Source organism: Halopiger xanaduensis SH-6 (genome assembly GCF_000217715.1).
GTDB classification, from domain to species: Archaea; Halobacteriota; Halobacteria; order Halobacteriales; family Natrialbaceae; genus Halopiger; species Halopiger xanaduensis.
The window spans coordinates 502,363-520,596 of sequence record NC_015666.1; the positions used below are offsets into that span (position 1 = coordinate 502,363).

19 protein-coding genes are annotated in these 18,234 nt (G+C 66.5%); 10 read left to right on the forward strand and 9 right to left on the reverse strand.

Annotated elements, in window-relative coordinates; genetic code table 11:
- Positions 1 to 3 precede the first annotated feature (3 nt).
- Complete coding sequence (locus HALXA_RS02425) at positions 4 to 555, reverse strand: DUF1850 domain-containing protein (protein WP_013878714.1); 552 nt, start codon at positions 553 to 555, stop codon at positions 4 to 6.
- Positions 556 to 600: 45 nt separating this feature from the next.
- Positions 601 to 1,671: a TAXI family TRAP transporter solute-binding subunit gene (locus HALXA_RS02430; RefSeq protein ID WP_013878715.1), complete on the reverse strand. Its 1,071-nt coding sequence runs from the start codon at positions 1,669 to 1,671 to the stop codon at positions 601 to 603.
- A 318-nt stretch (positions 1,672 to 1,989) separates the two neighbouring features.
- On the opposite strand from HALXA_RS02430, the gene HALXA_RS02435 reads away from it, so the two are divergent.
- From HALXA_RS02435 to HALXA_RS02445, 3 genes are all read left to right on the forward strand, one after another.
- Complete coding sequence (locus tag HALXA_RS02435; protein WP_013878716.1) at positions 1,990 to 4,104, forward strand: S9 family peptidase; 2,115 nt, start codon at positions 1,990 to 1,992, stop codon at positions 4,102 to 4,104.
- A 101-nt stretch (positions 4,105 to 4,205) separates the two neighbouring features.
- A complete protein-coding gene (locus tag HALXA_RS02440) occupies positions 4,206 to 4,406 on the forward strand; it encodes a YgaP family membrane protein (protein WP_013878717.1) in 201 nt (66 codons plus the stop codon).
- 153 nt (positions 4,407 to 4,559) lie between these two features.
- The gene (locus HALXA_RS02445; protein ID WP_013878718.1) at positions 4,560 to 5,507 is read left to right on the forward strand and encodes a mannonate dehydratase; all 948 of its coding nucleotides are present in this window, start codon (positions 4,560 to 4,562) and stop codon (positions 5,505 to 5,507) included.
- Positions 5,508 to 5,576: 69 nt separating this feature from the next.
- On the opposite strand, the gene HALXA_RS02450 is transcribed toward HALXA_RS02445, so the two are convergent.
- Both HALXA_RS02450 and upp read right to left on the reverse strand, forming a co-directional pair.
- Positions 5,577 to 5,996, reverse strand: a complete 420-nt coding sequence (locus HALXA_RS02450; RefSeq protein ID WP_013878719.1) for a cupin domain-containing protein — start codon at positions 5,994 to 5,996, stop codon at positions 5,577 to 5,579.
- 142 nt (positions 5,997 to 6,138) lie between these two features.
- Positions 6,139 to 6,816, reverse strand: a complete 678-nt coding sequence (gene upp / locus HALXA_RS02455) for a uracil phosphoribosyltransferase (protein WP_013878720.1) — start codon at positions 6,814 to 6,816, stop codon at positions 6,139 to 6,141.
- 332 nt (positions 6,817 to 7,148) lie between these two features.
- On the opposite strand from upp, the gene HALXA_RS22745 reads away from it, so the two are divergent.
- Positions 7,149 to 7,904, forward strand: coding sequence for a hypothetical protein (locus HALXA_RS22745; RefSeq protein ID WP_013878721.1), 756 nt, complete (start codon positions 7,149 to 7,151; stop codon positions 7,902 to 7,904).
- A gap of 128 nt (positions 7,905 to 8,032) precedes the next feature.
- Complete coding sequence (locus HALXA_RS02465) at positions 8,033 to 8,806, forward strand: DUF5828 family protein (RefSeq protein ID WP_013878722.1); 774 nt, start codon at positions 8,033 to 8,035, stop codon at positions 8,804 to 8,806.
- Between the two features lie 169 nt (positions 8,807 to 8,975).
- On the opposite strand, the gene HALXA_RS02470 is transcribed toward HALXA_RS02465, so the two are convergent.
- From HALXA_RS02470 to HALXA_RS02485, 4 genes are read right to left on the reverse strand one after another with little or no spacing between them, the layout of a single operon-like run.
- A complete protein-coding gene (locus HALXA_RS02470) occupies positions 8,976 to 10,067 on the reverse strand; it encodes an amino acid ABC transporter permease (protein WP_013878723.1) in 1,092 nt (363 codons plus the stop codon).
- 21 nt (positions 10,068 to 10,088) lie between these two features.
- The gene (locus HALXA_RS02475; protein ID WP_013878724.1) at positions 10,089 to 10,943 is read right to left on the reverse strand and encodes an amino acid ABC transporter ATP-binding protein; all 855 of its coding nucleotides are present in this window, start codon (positions 10,941 to 10,943) and stop codon (positions 10,089 to 10,091) included.
- Positions 10,940 to 11,839, reverse strand: a complete 900-nt coding sequence (locus HALXA_RS02480; protein WP_013878725.1) for an amino acid ABC transporter permease — start codon at positions 11,837 to 11,839, stop codon at positions 10,940 to 10,942. Before HALXA_RS02480 ends, HALXA_RS02475 begins: the two co-directional genes overlap by 4 nt.
- A gap of 11 nt (positions 11,840 to 11,850) precedes the next feature.
- Positions 11,851 to 12,771, reverse strand: a complete 921-nt coding sequence (locus HALXA_RS02485; RefSeq protein ID WP_013878726.1) for a transporter substrate-binding domain-containing protein — start codon at positions 12,769 to 12,771, stop codon at positions 11,851 to 11,853.
- Between the two features lie 185 nt (positions 12,772 to 12,956).
- Between HALXA_RS02485 and HALXA_RS02490 the strand changes: the two genes are divergently transcribed.
- Positions 12,957 to 14,150, forward strand: a complete 1,194-nt coding sequence (locus HALXA_RS02490; RefSeq protein WP_013878727.1) for an inorganic phosphate transporter — start codon at positions 12,957 to 12,959, stop codon at positions 14,148 to 14,150.
- A gap of 94 nt (positions 14,151 to 14,244) precedes the next feature.
- Entirely contained in the window at positions 14,245 to 14,985 is a 741-nt protein-coding gene (locus tag HALXA_RS02495) for a hypothetical protein (RefSeq protein ID WP_013878728.1), read from the forward strand.
- Positions 14,986 to 15,037: 52 nt separating this feature from the next.
- Here HALXA_RS02495 and HALXA_RS02500 read toward each other — a convergent pair whose 3' ends face one another.
- A complete protein-coding gene (locus HALXA_RS02500) occupies positions 15,038 to 16,477 on the reverse strand; it encodes a hemolysin family protein (protein WP_013878729.1) in 1,440 nt (479 codons plus the stop codon).
- A gap of 133 nt (positions 16,478 to 16,610) precedes the next feature.
- Between HALXA_RS02500 and HALXA_RS02505 the strand changes: the two genes are divergently transcribed.
- The 3 genes from HALXA_RS02505 to HALXA_RS02515 all read left to right on the forward strand — a co-directional run bounded on the left by HALXA_RS02505 (position 16,611) and on the right by HALXA_RS02515 (position 18,178).
- Positions 16,611 to 16,904, forward strand: a complete 294-nt coding sequence (locus tag HALXA_RS02505) for a glutaredoxin family protein (RefSeq protein ID WP_013878730.1) — start codon at positions 16,611 to 16,613, stop codon at positions 16,902 to 16,904.
- Complete coding sequence (locus tag HALXA_RS02510; protein WP_013878731.1) at positions 16,904 to 17,419, forward strand: redoxin domain-containing protein; 516 nt, start codon at positions 16,904 to 16,906, stop codon at positions 17,417 to 17,419. The genes HALXA_RS02505 and HALXA_RS02510 overlap by 1 nt, the downstream gene beginning before the upstream one ends.
- 102 nt (positions 17,420 to 17,521) lie before the next feature.
- Complete coding sequence (locus HALXA_RS02515; protein ID WP_013878732.1) at positions 17,522 to 18,178, forward strand: L-threonylcarbamoyladenylate synthase; 657 nt, start codon at positions 17,522 to 17,524, stop codon at positions 18,176 to 18,178.
- Positions 18,179 to 18,234: the final 56 nt, after the last annotated feature.

Consider the following 18,234-nt stretch of genomic DNA (forward strand, 5'->3'; position numbering starts at 1 on the left):
TAGTCAACGATGGGTGGTTATCGAGTCGAGCGCGCGGTCCGGCTCGAGCCGGTCGACGGCCGCCAGCGGATCGGACAGTCGGTCGGACAGATCGCGCTCGTCCACCGAGAGGACCACCGGCCCGTCCGAGCGAGCGACCAGATCGTAGCGCTCGTCGCCGACGACGAGTTCGTGGCCGGCGACGGAGCCCGGAACGACGTTCAGTTCGGCGTACGACGCGTTCGGATAGACGACGAATCCGTCCTCGGTCTCCTCGATCGGTTCGTTGGTCGGCAGTCCCGCTCCGTGCGAGTAAAAGACCATCCGATCCATCCGCAGTTCCGTTCCGTCGACGACGTAGATATCCTCGACGGGCGTCTTCTCGACGCTGTGGGTGTACGCGAGCGTCACTTCGGTTCCGTCGTCGACCGGCGCTTCGAGCAGGCGCTCTCCGGTATCGGCGTCCGCGACGACGAGCGTCTTCTCGTCCGTAGCGGTCGCGACGGCGATCGCCGACGCACCGAGCACTGCCAGTACGAGGAGGACGACGACGACGTGTCGACGGGTTACGTTCACGGTCAAGAGATGAGAGTGTCGAGAGTATCGACTGCCGAGCCGGTGTTAGTTGAAGTACGCGTCGGCGCCGGGGTGGAGATCGATCGGCATCCCGTCCTGTGCCGAATCGGCGCTGATGAAGTCGGCCTTCTGCGTGATCTGGTCGGTGTTATCGAAGATGGCCGTCGTGACCTCCTCGACGATCTCCTCGTCGACCGCCTCGTGCGTGGCGATCATCGCCTGCACCGAGACGGTCTCGACGTCCTCGTCGATGCCGTCGTACGTGCCGGCGGGGACGGTGTCCTCGGCGAACCACTCGGCGTCGCTCATAATGCTCTCGCGAACGTCGCCGGACACTTCGACCAGCGCGATGTCCGAGGTCGTCGCGAGCTCCTCGATGGAGCCGACCGGCCAGCCGCCGACGACGAAGGCCGCGTCGACGTCGCCGTCGCGGATCTGGTCTGCCGCAGTCGCGAAGTCGGAGTTTTGTTCGTCGAAATCGCCGTCCCCGAGCCCCGCGGACTCGAGGATCTGGAGGGCGTTGACCTGGGTCCCGCTGCCGAGGTCGCCGGTGTTGACCGACGCGCCCTCGAGGTCCTCGAGGGACTCGATGCCCGAGTCGGCCTGCGTGATGACGTGGATCGTCTCGGGGTACAGCGTCGCGACGCCGCGGATGTTCTCCAGCGCGTTGCCCTCGAATTCCTCGAGGCCGGTGCCGTTGTACGCGAAGTACGCGATGTCGTTCTGGATCAGTGCGAACTCGGTTTCCTCGCGGCCGAGGGCGCCGACGTTCTCGACGCTCGCGCCGGTCGACTGCACCTGCAGGTCGTGGGGCGTGTTCTCCGAGACGATGCTCTTGAAGTCGCCCGACAGCGGGTAGTAGGTGCCGCCCGTGCCGCCGGCGTACCACGAGAGGATCTCCCCGCCTTCGTCGGGGTTGGTCTCCTCGAGGTCCTCTTCGCCGTTGCCGCTGTCGTTTCCGTTGCCGCTGTCGTTCCCGTTCCCGTTACCGCTGTCACCGTTTCCGTTGCCGTTACCGTTGCCTTCGGCATCGTCACCGATACAACCCGCGAGTCCGGCGAGTCCAGCAATCCCGCTTGCAGCGATGAATCGGCGCCGATTGATGTCTTGCACCATATCAGCCATATATCCATCATTATATTAATAGAGTCTTCGATTTACCTTTGAGATACGTACTATTTCCGAATTTTTCCTATCAAACATATCCTTTATATTTAATAAATAAGAACAAGTGATATGGACCGTTCTCGACCCGTAACGGCGCCGCTGTCCGAATTGTTCGTCGGAAACGGCTTTAACCCTCGGAAATGTTGCCTGAATATTCCTCGGTGGTAGTAAAGACAGGTCCCCGCTCGCAGTGGACGACCTGGCTTCGGAGCGTGGAATCGACACCGCACCCGAACGCCTTTCACACGGCCGCTATTCCCCGCTGATATGAACGGAATTGTCGCGAGCGATTATACCGACCTCGCGCACGCCGAGGAACCGCGCCTCTCGCCCGACGGCGACCGCGTCGCGTTCGTCCGCCGCACCCCAGATGACGACGACTCGTACACTGCGACGGCGTTCGTCGTCCCGGTCGGCGGCGACGAGCCGACGCAGTTCACGGCCCGCGACGGCGTCGATAGCCAGCCCCGCTGGCACCCCGACGGCTCGCGGCTCGCGTTCGTCAGCACCCGCGGCGAGGGCGACCGACAGCAGCTGTGGGTCGTCCCGACCGACGGCGGCGAGGCGCGGCGGCTCACGTCCGTCGTCGGCGGCATCGGCAGCCTCGAGTGGAGTCCGGACGGCTCGCGACTCTGTTTCACCCAGCGGGTCACCGCGGCCGACCGCGAGGCCGAGCGGGATCTGGCGGTCCACCCCGACTACGACCCCGACGAACCCGACCCGCGGGTGATCGACCGGCCCATCTACCGGGCCGACACCGAGTACTTCGACGGCCGGCGCAGCCACGTCTACGTCCTCGACCTCGAGGCGGCGCTCTCCGGCGGCCCGTCGCCCTCCGACGGCGACGAAGGCGAAGGCGGGGACGCGATCACGCGACTCACCGACGGCGACCGCGACTACATCGCACCGACCTGGGGCGACGACGAGACGGTCTACTACGCGAGCAAGGTCGGCGAGGAGCCCGACGACTCGCTGCGGTACGAACTGTTCGCCCACGACCACGAGACCGACGACCGCGAGGCGTTCACCGAGACGTCGGGCTGGCTCGGACCGGACTCGCTCGAGGCGACTGCGGCCGACCGAGTAGCGTTCGAGTATACGCCCGAAGAGCGGGCCTCGATGCGCCAGACCGAGATCCGCATCCACGACCGGTCGGACGGCACCGAGACGACGCCGACGGCGCCGCTTGATCGGACTATCGGTCACCGCTGCAGCTTCACGTGGGCGCCCGAGGGCGACGACCTGTACTTCACCACCCCGGACGAGGGATCGCGCGTTCTCTGGTCGGTTCCGGGCGACGCCGAAGCGGAACCGCGGCGGATCTACGGCGAGGGCGCGACCGTCGAGGACTTCCACGTCGGCCGGGACGCCGTCGCGCTCGTCCAGAGCGAGTGGGACCACCCCGGCGACGTCTTCGTCACCACCCGCGGCGGCAACGAGCCCCACCGGCTGAGCCGCGTCAACAGAGACTACCTCGCCGAGCGAGCGGTCCGCCAGCCCGAGGAAGTGTGGTTCGAGAGCGAGGACGGCACGGAGATTCAGGGCTGGGTGCTCACGCCGCCCGAGTTCGACGCCGACGCCTCTCCCGGCGAAACCTACCCGCTGCTGGTCGAAATTCACGGCGGCCCCCACGCGCACTGGACGACCGCGGGGACGATGTGGCACGAGTTCCAGACGCTCGCGGCGCGGGGCTACGTCGTCTTCTGGTGCAATCCGCGGGGCTCGACGGGCTACGGCGAAGACCACGCGACGGCCATCGAGCGCGACTGGGGCGAGGTCACGCTGACCGACGTGCTCGCCGGCGTCGACGCGGTCCGCGAGCGCGAGTACGTCGACGACGACGAAATCTTCGTCACCGGCGGCAGCTTCGGCGGCTTCATGACCGCCTGGGCGGTCGGCAACACCGACCGCTTCACGGCGGCCGTCTCCCAGCGCGGCGTCTACGATCTGACCGGCTTCTACGGATCGACGGACGCGTTCCACCTCCTCGAGGGTGACTTCGACACGACTCCGTGGGAGGAACCGGAGTTCCTCTGGGAGCAGTCGCCGGTCGCTCACGTCCCCGATGTCGACACGCCGACGCTCCTGATGCACTCGGATCGAGACTACCGGACGCCCGCCAACACGGCCGAACTGTTCTACCTCGGTCTGAAGAAACACGGCGTCGACACCCGACTCGTGCGCTACCCGCGGGAGGGCCACGAACTCTCCCGCTCGGGCGAGCCCGCCCACGTCGTCGACCGCATCGAGCGGATCGCCCGCTGGTTCGACGGCTACTCCGACCACCGTGAGGCGCCGCCGGCGCTCGAGCGCGACCGCGACGGGGGCCTTTCGGCCTCGAGCGGAGCGGCGGACGACGCGCCGGCCGCGACCGACGACTAGCGAGCCGCGAACGGTCCGCGACGTCGCGGCTCGAGCGGAAACGAAGGGGTTGCACTGGTGCAGGGACCACTACTACGGCTCCCGGATGCGTCACCTCACACATGGACAAGAACGTCGGCGGTACCGACCGAACGATGCGAACCGTTCTCGCCGCGGCACTGCTGGTGGTCGGCTACCGGAACCGCGATCGGACGCTCGGCGCGCTCGCGTTCGTCGCCGGCAGCGACGTGCTCGCGACGGCGCTCATCCAGCGGTGCCCAGTCAACGCGCTGTTCGGGATCGACACCTGTTTCGGGGACTAGGGGCCCGTAGCTCGATCTGGCTCGAGAGACGGGAACGGGAACGGAAACGAAACTCCAACCTCGACCCGTCGGATTCGCCGCGGGCAACCGTGTCACACGGCACCGATACGTTCCGAAACACCGATACCCCCGGGGCATGAGGAACCGCGTAATATGGATCCGACCGTGATGTTGCCCCCGAAACCGGACGAGCGGTGGACGATGGCCAAGCAACTCGGCATCGACACCGCCGTCGTCCGCTTCTGGGGCGTCGACGAGGCGTGGTGGGAGTACGACACGCTCATGCAGACTCGCAACCGGTTCGCCGACCACGGGTTCTCGCTGGACGTCGTCGAGGACCGGCCGCCGATGAACGCGACCGTCCTCGGCGAGGCGGGCCGGGACGAGGAGATCGAGACGGTGAAGACGCTGATCGAAAACATGGGTCGGCTCGGGATCGACACCTACTGCTGGGTCTGGACCGAGAACCCGGTCGGCGTCATCCGCACCTCCGACTCGCGGCCCGGTCGGGGCGGCTCCCAGCGCATCGGTTACGACAACGAGTGGATGGACCGCGCACCCGAACACCCCGCATCCGACATCACGGAAGCGGAGCTCTGGGCGAACCTCGAGTACTTCCTCGACGAAGTCGTGCCGGTCGCCGAGGAGTACGGCGTCAACCTGGCGCTACACCCCGACGACCCGCCGCGCTCGCCGGTTCGCGGTGTCCCCCGCATCGTCAAATCCGTCGACGACTACCGCCGGATCCTCGACTTACACGACAGCCCGCGCCACGGCGTCACCTTCTGTCAGGGTAATTTCGCGGCGATGGAAACCGACACCATCGAGGCGATCCGCGAGTTCGGCGACCGCATCCACTTCGTCCACTTCCGCGACGTCGAGGGCGACGGCGACTCGTTCGTCGAAACCTGGCACGACGAGGGGCCGACCGACATGCGCGCGGCGATCGACGCCTACCGGGCGGTCGGCTTCGACGGCCCGATCCGCCCCGACCACGTCCCGCGGATGGTCGGCGAGGACGACCGCGAGGACGCGATGTCCGGCTACACGGACATGGGCCGGCTGTTCGCGATCGGCTACATCAAGGGGCTGCTCGAGTAGCGCCGCTCGCGGTTCGCAGCAAGTGATTTTCGACGCGACGGACGCCGATCACGCGCTCGAGTCCTTCGATTACGCGTCGTCGGGATCGTACGGCACGGTGTCGTCCGATACCGGCGGCGCACCGATGGCGATCACTTCGACCGCGTCGTCGGCGTCGTCGGGGTTGTACGCGCGGTGTGGCGACTCGGGTTCTGCGGTGAATACCGATCCCTCGGGGACCGAAAACGCCTCGCCGGGCGTCTCGACCTGCAGCGTCCCGGAGAGGACGATAAACGCCTCCTCTTGGGTCTCGTGGTAGTGGTACGCCAGCGGCAGTTGTTCGCCGGGTTCCGCGCGGAATCGGTTGATCGCCACGTTCTCGAGGGCGACCGCCCCGCTGATCCGCCGCAGATCGCAGGGCCGGCCGTCGACCGCCTCGAGGTCGTCCGGATCGACGACCGCGTACCCGTCGTCTCCGTCGTCCGCGTCCGCATCCGTGTTCGTCACCATGCCACACGATTCGAACCGATCGGTAAAAAGCCGGGTGCTCGAGCGGCCGGGACGGGCGACGGTCGCGGCTCGCGCTCGGCCGCTCGCTCGAGCAGCGGTGGGCGACGTCAGAACCGAACGCCGGCGTGGGAACCGAACCGGCTCAGGTCGTGCGGAACGCCCGGTCACCGGCGTCGCCCAGGCCCGGCACGATGAACCCGTCGTCGTCGAGGTAGTCGTCGATCGAGACCGTCAGCAGGTCCGCTTCGGGGAACTCCTCGTCGACCCGGAGCAGTCCCTCGGGTGCCGAAACGGCCGAGAGGACGATCAGGTTCTCCGGCTCGACGGCGTTGCTCGTGACGTGATCGAGAACGGTACACATCGTCGAACCGGTCGCGAGCATCGGGTCCGCGATGATGACCGTGTCGTCCTCGGTGATCTCGGGGAGTTTCACGTAGTCGACGGAGATCGGGAACGAGCCGTCCTCGTCCCGGCCCGCCTCCTCGTCGCGGCTCGCGCTGATGACGCCCTGTCGGGCCCGCGGGAAGGCCTTCAGCAGGCCCTCGACGAACGGCGTCGCCGCGCGCAGAACGTTGATGATCACGACGTCGTCGAGCCCGCGAACGCGCTCGCCCATGGTCTGCTCGAGGGGCGTCTCGATCTCGACGTACTCGGTCTCCATGCGGCCGTCGATGATCTCGTAGCCGCAGATGCGGCCGAGTTTGACCAGACCCTTCCGGAAGCTGACCTGCTCGGTTTCGACGTCCCGGATCCGCGAGAGGGTGTCCTTCGCCAGTGCGTGGGTGATCAGATAGGCGTCGTCCCGATCTTCGATCGGCATACCCGTACAGCCTCCCGCCGGATAGTTTACGGTATCGATCAGCCGCCGGTATGCACACTTTTCGCGCGATTTCCCGGATTGTTCGGCGCGTCCGGTCCGTCTCGAGGCGATCACTCGGTCCGACTCGACGCCGGCGGGCGGCGAAAAAGCGAGTTACGATCCCCTAAGAATCGATTACGATCGTGCGATCCGATCGGTGGTCGATTCGACCGCTCGAGCGCCCCGATCCCGAGGATGACAGCGGGTGCGGAAAACGTGGAGTTGTCGTTCGAACCGGGCGAAACGGTGGCCCCGGTTTAATCGACGAATCGGCGAAGCCGCCCTCGAGGACAATGACTCACCAGCCACCGCAGCGACAGCCCCACGAGCACGAGCAGTCGGCGTACGAGGCGATGAACGAGCAACCCGGACGGATGCAACAGGGCGGCGGCGCGCAGATGACGGGCGTGCAGTCGGGCGCGCAGTCAGAGATGCGGCCGGGCACGCAGTCGGGACCCCAGATGGGAACCGGCGCGAGCGGGCAATCGTCCCAGACGGGGACAGGAACGCAGGAGATGAGCGGACAGATGGGAAGCCAAGGACCGCAACCGCAGTCGCAGCCGCAAACACAGATCCAGCAGCAGCCGCAGATGCAACCCCAGCAAACCGGCGGCGCGCGCTCGTTCGAAGACCACCTGACGAACGAACTGCGCATCGCCCTCGAGGACTTCACGGAGCTGTCCCACGTCGCCGGCTGGTGTGCGAAGGAGTGTGCGGGCATGGGGCCGCAAATGCAAACGTGTGCGCGCATCTGCCAGGATATCGCCGAAATAGCCGAACTCAACGAGAAGATGATCGCGCGCGACTCGATGTTCGGCCCCGAACTCGCGGAGACGTTCATCCGAGTTGCGACCGAGGGGCTACCGGATATCCGCCAGTACAGCCGGCAACACCCCCACATTGCGGAGACCGTCGCGACGATCGAGCGGACGATGAACTCCTGTGAGACGGTGCTGGGGATGGTCGGCCAGCAGGGAGAGACGGGGGCGATGAATCAGCACGGACAGATGGACCAGATGGAACAGCACGGGCAGATGGGACAGATGTAACCGAAACCGCTTCGAACGAGCCGCTACCGACGGTTCGGCCGGTCACCGCAGGGACCGCGCCGACCCCCGAAGATTTCGAGACGGCGGAGAAGTTTATACCGACGCGCACCTAGTACCCGGTCAGCCGAATGGAAGAGAGCATCTCGGGATTCAAAGTTCGCGGTGACTGGGGAGACGTCGTCGAGCACGGCGAACGGATCACCCGCGCGCTCCAGGACGCGGGCGTCCACGACCCCGACGAGGATATCGTCAGCGTCGACGACACCGAGCCCGACGGCTCCGACGACCGCGACGAGGAACAACTCGCCGACGCCTTCGAGGAGTGGGAAGAGTGGCGGCCGAAGGCCCACGAAACCCTCGAGGTCGACGTGAGCGAGAAGACCGCCGACCAGGCCAGCGTCGAAGAGGGCAAGGGCGAGAAAGCCGGCAAGGGCCCCGACGAGGACATCAAGACGGCCGGCGAGAAGCTGTCGGAGTCCTACGAGCAACTCGAGGAGGACGACGCCGAGGCCGCCGTCGATAACTGGAAGGAGTCGATCGATTACGTCGCGCGCGCGGCCGACTCGGCCAGTCGGAAGGCCCTGCGTCGGGTCGAGGACACGGTCTACCAGAACGTGATGACCCAGCTGGCGCCGTACTACTTCGACAACGAACTCATCAGCGCGAACATCCAGCAGTCGGCCCGCGGCGGGAACGGCGACGAGCAGTTCGTCTTCGAAGTCAACGTCAACGACGACGCCCTGAAGGCCGACGTCTCGGATCGCCTCGCCGAGTTCGACGACGAGATCGACCGCTGGCACGTCAACGTCGAGAAAGACACCGACGCAGCCGAGGCGATCGAAGGCGCGGAGCCGCCGCCGGAACCCGACGAGGACTCGAGTTCGAAGTCGACGACGAACTGAGCCGCCGGCCGCCGCTGTTCTCGATCCTGCGTTCCCCGCGACGAACCGTGCGAAACGACGCTCGAGCCGTCGGTATCGCTCGAGGCAGAGAATCAGTCGCGCCGTCGAACGGAAACGGCGCGTCGACGGTGCAGAACGGACGACAGACGGAGCGACCGGAAAACAGGCGTTACGCTCCGGATCGATCCGGCGTCTCGTTGCCGGGATCCGCCTCGTCGTCGGCCGACGCTTCGGCTGCAGCCTCGTCGCCCGTCGCCTGCTGTCGGCCCTCAACTTGCCCGATACCGGGGATCGCGACCCGCCGTTCGACGCGGTCCATCACGTTCGTCGCCGAGAGGACGATCCCGAGGTAGACGATCGCGAGCAGCACGTATATCGGCGTGTACTCGAACGTCGAGGACGCGATCCGGCTCGCGCGGTAGTAGAGTTCGGGCACCGTGATGAAGCCCGCCAGCGAGGAGTACTTGATCAGGTAGACGAGTTCGTTCGTCCACGCCGGAATCGCGTACCGCAGCGTCTGCGGGAGCACGACGTAGCGGATCCCCTCGAGTTTCGAGAGGCCGATCGCCCGCGCGGCGGTCAGTTGGCCCTCGTCGACGCTCTCTAATGCGCCGCGGATGTACTCGGCCTGGTAGGCCGAGCCGTTGATCGTGAATCCGAGGATGGCGATCCAGAACGCGTACTCGGGGACGAACCCGCGACCGATGACGTCGATCTCGTTGAGCCAGACGGCCAGCGGCAGGCCGTAGTAGAGGACGAACAGCTGGGCCAGCAGCGGCGTCCCGCGGATCAGTTCGGTGTAGGCCAGCGCGAGCCAGCGCAAGGGGCCGCCGTACACGCGGAGCACGGCGACCGGCACCGCGATGCAGAAGCCGAGCGCGATGGCCGCGACCGTGAGGAGGATCGTGTACCACGCGCCCGACGCCAGCGCGGGCGCGATATCGATCGCCAGCGCGGTGCCGTCGAACAGGCTGGCGAGCCAGTCCACTGGGATGGCGATCGGCCCGATTGGCAGGGCCACCTGCTTGCCCTCGAACACCGCCGCGGCGGACTCGAACACGGCCCCCGAGAAGAACGGCTCGCCGGCGCCGGGCCCGACGCCCCACCGGCCGAGCGTCCAGTCGTACAGCCAGCGAGTGAGGAGCCAGCCCCAGAAGAGCACGAACCCGAGGGTCGCGAGCGTCCACTCCGCGTCGGCGATCGAGGATCGGAGTCGCTCGAGGGCGATTGCCGGCGTAGACTCGGATTTCGCGCCGCTCATCCGATCGTCGCCTCCGTTCGGTCACTCATGGCTGATGCTCTGGAAAAACTGTGCGGTTCGGTCGTGGTCCGGGTTCTCGAACAGTTTCTCGGGCGGGCCGCGCTCGACGATCTGCCCGTCCGCGAGGAAGGTGATGTTCGTCGCGCCGCCGCGCGCGAAGCGCATCTCGTGGGTGACCACGACCATCGTCATCCCCGCCTCGACGAGTTCGTCCATCACCTCGAGCACCTCGTTGCTCAGTTCCGGGTCGAGGGCGCTGGTCGGCTCGTCGAACAGCATGACCTCGGGGTCCATCGCCAGCGCGCGGGCGATCCCGACGCGCTGTTTCTGGCCGCCCGAGAGCTGCGCCGGGTAGGAGTCGGCCTGATCCGCGAGTCCGACGCGCTCGAGTTCGGCGTCGGCCCGCTGCCGGGCTTCGTCCTTGGGGATCCCCTTGACTTTGCGGAGGCCGAGCGTGACGTTCTCGCGCGCGGTGAGGTGGGCGAAGAGGTTGATGTCCTGGAACACCATCCCGATCTGCTGGCGGATCTCGTTCGGGTCGGTCTCGGGCGCGGTCACCTCCGTGTCGCCGAGGTAGACGTGGCCGCTGTCGACGGGGGTGAGCAGATTGAGACACCGCAGGAGCGTCGACTTGCCGGAACCGCTGGGGCCGACCAGCACCTCGACGTCGCCGCGGTCGATCTCGAGATCGATGCCGAGCAGGACCTCCTCGTCGCCGTAGGATTTGTGGAGGTCCTCGATTCGCAACAGCGGCTCGCCGGTCCCGGTGCCGGGCCTCGAGCCCGTGCCGGCACTGTCCGTGCCGTCGGCTGCGCCTGCGGTCGATGCGTCGGTCTCGGTGCGTCGGTCGTCCGTATGGGTTGGGTGGTCGCTCACGACGATTCACCTGGAATTGCGAAGCGGTTGCTCACGAAGTCGAGCGTGCGGTTCGTTGTGAAGGTCAGGACGAAGTAGACCAGACTGATGAACAGGATCACCTCGAGGACGGCGGTCGTCTGCTGTGTGAACAGGTCCTGACTGCGCTTGAGTAGCTCCCCGAGTCCGATCGCGAAGGCGATCGACGTGTCCTTCAGCACGATGGTGAACTCGTTCTGGAAGCCGGGCACGCTGCGGCGCAGCGCCTGCGGGACGATCACGTGCCGGATCGCCTCGAGGCGGCTCATCCCGATCGAGCGGGCGGCTTCCATCTGACCCTCGTCGATGCTCTGTAAGGCGCCCCGGAAGATCTGGGACTGGTAGGCGGCGCTCCGGAAGCCGAGCGCGAGCGTGGCCGCGAAGAAGGCCTCGGGCACGTCCGTCGGCGCCGTGAACGGCGTCGGCCCGAGGACGAAATCGATCGCCCCGAGCGTCCGCTCGAGCGCGACGAGGACGATATCGATCGGCAGCACGAAGTACGTCAACAGCATGATGACGAGGATCGGCGTGCCGCGCAACAGGACGCCGAACTTCCGGACGAACGACCGTGAGTAGCCGTCGCCGTAGACTTCGATCGCGCCGGCCGGAAAGCCCGCGAGAAATCCCAGCAGGAGGCTGGTAAGCGTCAGGGCGATCGTGATCACCGTTCCCCACAGCATGTAGTCCGCGTTTCGGTAGACGAACGCCCAGTCCTCGCCGAGGCGACCGGCGACCTGCTCCTCGGTCGGGAGGAGCGAGTCGCCGACGAGTACCTGAACCAGCCCCTGTGGCTGTAGCTGGAGGTGTCCCTGGAGCTGAACCGCCTCGAGCGGGAGCGTCGACGCCTCGACGAGCGGTACGACGGAATCTATGGGCATGGCCGGTCAGGTTACTCTTCGGCGTTCTCGTCGCTATCGAACCACGTCTGGGTGATCTCGTCGTACTGGCCGGACTCCCGGACGGCGGCGATACCGTCGCTGAGCGCCGTCTGGAGGTCGCTGGCATCCTGCTGGACGCCGAAGCCGTACTCCTCGCCGGTTTCGAAGGTGAACGCGACCTCGACGTCGCGGCTGTCGGCGAACGTCGCACCGACGGGTTCGTCGATGACGATCGCGTCGAGCAGGCCGCGCTCGAGTTCCTGCACGGCGTAGACGTAGTTGTCGTAGGAGGTGTACTGATCGTCGGAGATCAGGCCCTCGTCGATCAGCTGCTCCTGGACGACCGTTTCGCCGGTCGTCCCGGACTGGGCGCCGACCTCGCGGTCTTCGAGGTCCTCGAGGGCCTCCGGCGCGAAGTCGCCGCCCGACTGGACGAGCACCGACTGGTTCGCGCTGTAGTAGGGCTCGGTGAAAGCGATCGACTGCTGGCGCTCCTCGGTGATCGTCATCGCCGCCGCGATCACGTCGATGTTGCCGTTCTCGAGGGCCGGAATCAGCGAGTCGAACTCGTACTCGTTCCACTCGGCCAGTTCGTACTCGGTCTCGTCGACGACCGCCTCGAGGAGGTCGATGTCGAAGCCGACGAGTTCGCCGTCGCGGGTCATCTCGAACGGCTCGAAGCCGGGCGCCGTGCCGGCGATGATCTGGTTGTCGTCGCCGCCGTCGGAGCCGTCGCTTTCGTTGGTTTCCTCGTCGGAGCCGTTCCCGTTTCCGCTCCCGTTGCCGCTGTCGCCGTTCCCGTTCCCGCTCTCGTCGCCGTTGCCGTTCCCGGCGTCCTCGAGACAGCCGGCGAGGCCGGTGACGGTGACGCCTGCGGTTCCGGTCAGTTTCAAGTACGTGCGTCGGTCGAACTGCTCAGTCTCGTCCACCATTGCTCTATGTAATACTACCGAGGAGGTGGTTTAGGTGTTAAGATTCGGTACCGCCGTTTCTGCCCGATCATCCCGAAAAAGAGGGTCGGTGACCCGAATCGTCACCTTTCAGTGACACGATGAGGCCGGCCCGCGTCGCTCGAGGTCGGCACACACTTGTAGGATCGACAAATAGAACCCCGTAGATGGTCGAACCCGCGACGATCGCGACGTTTCTAGTAGCCGCAGTTGCCAGTCTGTTTATGGCGTGGGCGATCGGCGCCGGCTCGAGCGGGTCGACGCCGTTCGCGCCGGCGGTCGGTGCCAACGCGATTTCGGTGATGAAGGCCGGCTTTCTGGTCGGGCTGCTCGGTTTCGTCGGGGCAGTGCTACAGGGTGCAAACGTCTCCGAGGCGGTCGGCGCCGAGTTGATCCAAGGCGTGACGCTCTCTCCGCCGGCGGCAACGATCGCGCTGACGATCGCCGCCGCGCTGGTTGCGATCGGCGTCTTCACAGGATATCCGATTGCGACCGCCTTCACGGTGACCGGGGCGGTCATCGGCGTCGGGCTCGCGATGGGCGGCGGGCCGGCGTGGGCAAAGTACACCGAGATCGCCGCGCTGTGGATCCTGACGCCGTTCGTCGGCGGCGGCCTCGCGTACGGGATCGCCCGCGTGCTCCGCGCCGAACTGATCGACGAGTCGTACCTCATCATGGGGCTTGCTGCCTTCGTCGGCGTCCTCGTCGCCAACATCGAGTTCGCGATCCTCAATCCCGGTCAGGCCGGTGGCGACTCGATCGCCGGCGCGGTCAGTACCATGCTCCCCGGATCGGCGCTCATCGGCAGCGTCGCAATGACGATCGTGATTGCGGCGTTGTGGGCGGGCGTCCTCGCGCTCGACCTCCGCGGGGGCCTCGAGCGCGGCGAGCGCCACTTCCTGCTGGTGCTTGGCGGGTTGGTCGCGTTCTCCGCAGGCGGCAGTCAGGTCGGGCTGGCGGTCGGCCCGCTCATTCCGCTGTCGGGCGACGTTGGGTTGCCCCTCCCTGCCCTCCTCGTGGGCGGTGGCTTCGGCCTCCTGCTGGGCTCGTGGACCGGCGCGCCGCGGATGATCAAGGCGATCTCGCAGGACTACTCCTCGCTGGGACCGCGCCGATCGATCGCCGCGCTGATCCCCTCTTTCATGATCGCCCAGTCGGCGGTCCTCTTTGGCATCCCGGTCTCGTTCAACGAGATCATCGTCAGCGCGATCATCGGCAGCGGCTACGCGGCGGCCGGCGCGGGCGGCGGCGTCAGCGCCCGGAAGATGGCCTACACCGTCCTCGCGTGGATCGGGTCGCTGGCCGGCTCGATCGCGATCTCCTACGCCGGGTTCACCGCTGCCGATATGCTCCTGTTGTGAGGGGGTCGGTTGCCGCCGTCCACCGGTCCGCTATCCACCGCGGCACGTGTGCGAGGACCGAACGGTCTTTACCTGCGCGCTGGCGAATTCCGATATGGACGTGGACGCGGACGCGGACGCCCCGGCCGATCCGGACGACCTGCTCCAGTGGCGACGCGACGCGACGACGTCGCGTTCGATCCGACTCCTGTGGTCGCTCGGCGTCGGCACCTTCTTCGCCGTCATCACGATCATCGTCTTCTGGCGGCTCTACGACCTCACCGGACAGATCGGCGGCCAATCCGTCGTCGTCGCACTGTTCGCGGCGATTCTCGTGACGATCCTCGCGCTCGCCGCGAGCGACGACACCGCCGCACACCTCGAGCGACTCCCGTTCTCGACCCCCTCCGGGACGGCCCTCCAGCGGGCGGCCGACGCCGCACTGGGTGCGATCGCGATGGGTGCGATCATCGTGACGCTGATGGGGATCGGCCGGTACGTCTCGCAGAACAACCTGCTCGGCGACCTCGGCGCGGGACCGTTTACAGGGCTGGCGGCGCTGACGATTCCGCTCGCGCTCGGCGCACTCGTGTGCTCGTCGTTCCTCGAGTCGGTCGGCGCGTTCGACCCCGACGAGGGCGTGCTCTACCTCTACGAACCCGAGCAGGCGATCGACCTCTCGGTGATTCGGAGCGTCTCCACGCGATCGGTCGGCGACGCCGTCGTCGTGTCTCTCGACTACGCCCAGCCCGGCGGGCAGTACGTTGCCGGCCCGCGACGGGTCGTCGTGCCGCCGGCGATCGCCGCCGAGATCGAAGCGTACGTCGACCGGAAAACGAAGCCGCCCGAGGCGTGACGACCGTCCGCCGGATCGAGAGAGGACTGAGAACTGAACTGAACTGAGACCGCTACTCGACCGTACTATCCGTCACGTCGCCGGGCTCGACGTCGTTGTCCGTCGGCTCACCCGCCTCCACTACGTCCGCATCCGGGACCTCCTCGACGTGTTCCTGCTCGAGTTTCGTCAGCCGGGCCATCATGATCCGCGTGTTTTCGACGTCCTCGACGGTGATCCGGACGCCGTCGTAGGTGATCTCCTCGCCCTCCTCGACGAGCCGTCCCGCGCGGTTGAAGATGAAGCCGGCGATGGTCTCGAACTCCTCGCCCTCGGGCAGGTCGATCTCTAAGGCCTCGTTGACGTCCTCGATATTGACCTCGCCGCGAACGAGGACGGTGCGCTCGTCGATCTCCTCGATGGGCTGTTCCTCGCCGCCCTCTAAGATCTCGCCGATGATCTCCTCGACCATGTCCTCCATCGTCACCAGCCCCTCGGTGGTGCCGAACTCGTCGATGACGATGGCCATGTGCATCCGGTTTTCCCGCATCTCGGTCAGGAGTTCGTCGACGTTCTTCGACTCGGGGACGTGCAGCGTCGGCTGGATGAGATCCGCGAGCTCGAGGTCGCCATCGTTGGTTTCGCCGTAGTTGAGATCGCGCACGAGGTCGCGGATGTGGACGACGCCCATCACGTTGTCGAGGCTGCCCTCGTAGACGGGGATGCGGGCGTGACCGCTCTGGATGCAGGTCTCGATGGCCTCGTCGATGCTGGCGTCCTTGGGGACGGCAGTCATGTCCAGCCGCGGGGTCATGACCTCCTTGACGATGGTGTTGTTGAAGCGGAAGATGCGCTGGAGCATCTCGTGTTCGTCCTCCTCTAAGACGCCCTCGCGCTCGCCGGACTCGATCATCTCCTGGATCTCGTCGCGGGTGACGTAGGGGGACTCGATCGCGCCGCTCGAGCCGATGAGCCGGTTGACCTGCCGAGTGAGGTAGTCGAAGACGATAATCAGCGGGTACAGCACGTACTCCGTGACTTTTAGCGGTCTCGAGACGCTGAGCGACCACGATTCGGTGTTTTCGACCGCGTAGGACTTGGGCACGCTCTCGCCGAACAGCAGGACGATCGCCGTCACGCCGAACGTCGAGAGGAGAACCGGCGTCAGGCCGGACTCGAAATACAGGCCGAGGAGTGCGGTCGCGATCGACGACATAGCGATGTTGACGAGGTTGTTCCCGACCAGAATCGTCACCAGCAGGCGGTGCGGGTCGGATTTCAGGGTTTCGACGAGCTCCGCCCGGTCGACGCCCTCCTCGACCATCCCCTCGATTCGGTGTTTCGGCAGGTTGAACATCGCGATCTCCGAGGAGGAGAAGAATCCCGAAAGCGCGATGAGGATGACGATCGTGATGAGTCCGAGAATCGTCACCATCGACCGGTCGATCTCGAGTCCGACCACTGGAGCCTCGAAAGCGGCTAGCACGGCCTCGAGCAGCACAGACAACGCCATTGATGGTATGCATTGGAACCCTATCGGTTAACCGTTTACCATTTCCGAGTTCGCGTCCGCTCCGCGTCCGAATTCACCCGCGTCGATCACCGGCGACGACACGTTTACGCCGCTCGTGGCCGAACGGCCGACCATGTCGAGCACCAGTGCCAGTACCGACGCCAGCACCGGCGACGACCCGCCGATCACGTTCTATCGGCTGCAAGGGTGTCCGTACTGCGAGCGCGTCGCCCGCCTGCTGAACGAGTTCGACCTCGAGTATCAGTCGCGGTTCGTCGAGCCGATGCACTCGAAGCGGAACGTCGTCAAGCGCGTCGCCGGCGTCCGGACGGTGCCGGTCGTCGTCGACGAGAACACCGGCATCACGATGGCGGAGAGCGCGAACATCGTCGAGTACCTCGAGTCGACCTACGGAGGTGAGGCCTGATGCCGGACTTCGAGGTCGTCAAGCTCGGCCCCGCGGACAATCCCGGGACGGGCGAGGAGGCGCCCGACTTCACCCGGCCGCTGGTCAACGACGAGTACTGGGAAAACCGCTCCCTCTCGAAGTTGGCCGCCGACGCGGAGCGGACCATCGTCGTCTTCACCCCGATGACCGGTTCGTTCCTCGCCAAGTACGTCTGGGACGAGATCGACGAGCGCGGCTGGAACGACGCCGACGGAACGCGGGTCGTCGGCGTCACCGCCTCGACCCCCTACGGCGTGAAGCGGTTCCTCGAGGAGAACGGCTACGACGCCGCGCTCTTCGCGGATCCCGGCGCCGACGTCGCCCGCTCCTACGGCGTCGAACACGACCTCGACGGCATGGAAGGCATCACCGAACCCCGGCCCGCCATCTTCGCCGTCGACGAGGAGCTGACCGTCGAGGACGCCTGGGTCGCCACCGACTGGCCCGAGTTCCCCGACTACGACGACCTCGAGGAACGGTTCGGCCTCGAGTAATCTGCGGGTAGCGTCGGTCGAGTTCCGTGCGACGACCATTCCCGCCTTTTCGCGACACTGCGTGACGGTACGCTTTTGCCCGCACCGACGCGAGTAGCGCGTATGAACGCCGACGGATCCGATTCCGAGTTCGAATTCGATTTCGACGGCGACCCCGACGTCGACGCCGAGGCGCTCGAGCGCGCGGCCGAAGCGATCCGCGAGGGCGGCCTCGTGGTCTACCCGACCGAGACCGTCTACGGCCTCGCCGCGGACGCGCTCGATGCCGACGCCGTCAAGCGCGTCTTCGAGGTGAAGGGACGGGACCGCTCGAAGCCCGTCTCGCTGGCAGTGCCGACGTTCGAGACGGCGATCGAGGCAGGGTATATCGAGGCGACCGAGCGCGAGCGCGCGTTCGCCGAGGAGTTCCTGCCGGGGCCCGTCACGGTCCTCTGCGAGCGCCGCGAGGTCGTCCCGGACGTGCTGACCGCGGGCGGCGAGCAGGTCGGCATTCGAGTTCCCGACTGCGAACCCGCCATGGCCTTGCTCGCGGCCGCCGAGCGACCGATCACGTCGACCAGCGCCAACGTCAGCGGCGAGCCCAGCGCCCGCACGGTCGAAGAGATCGGCCAACAGGTGCGAGACGAGGCCGTCGTCCTCGACGGCGGCGAGACGCAGGGCACCGAGAGCACCGTCGTCGACCTCTCGACGGGGACGATCCACCGCCGCGGCGCGCTGGCCGACGAAATCGAAGCGTGGCTCGAGGAGACGGCGGCGTAAGCGCAAACGCGCCAAAGTAACGCGTCGAAGGCTCGAGACCGGCGTTTCGAGGTCGG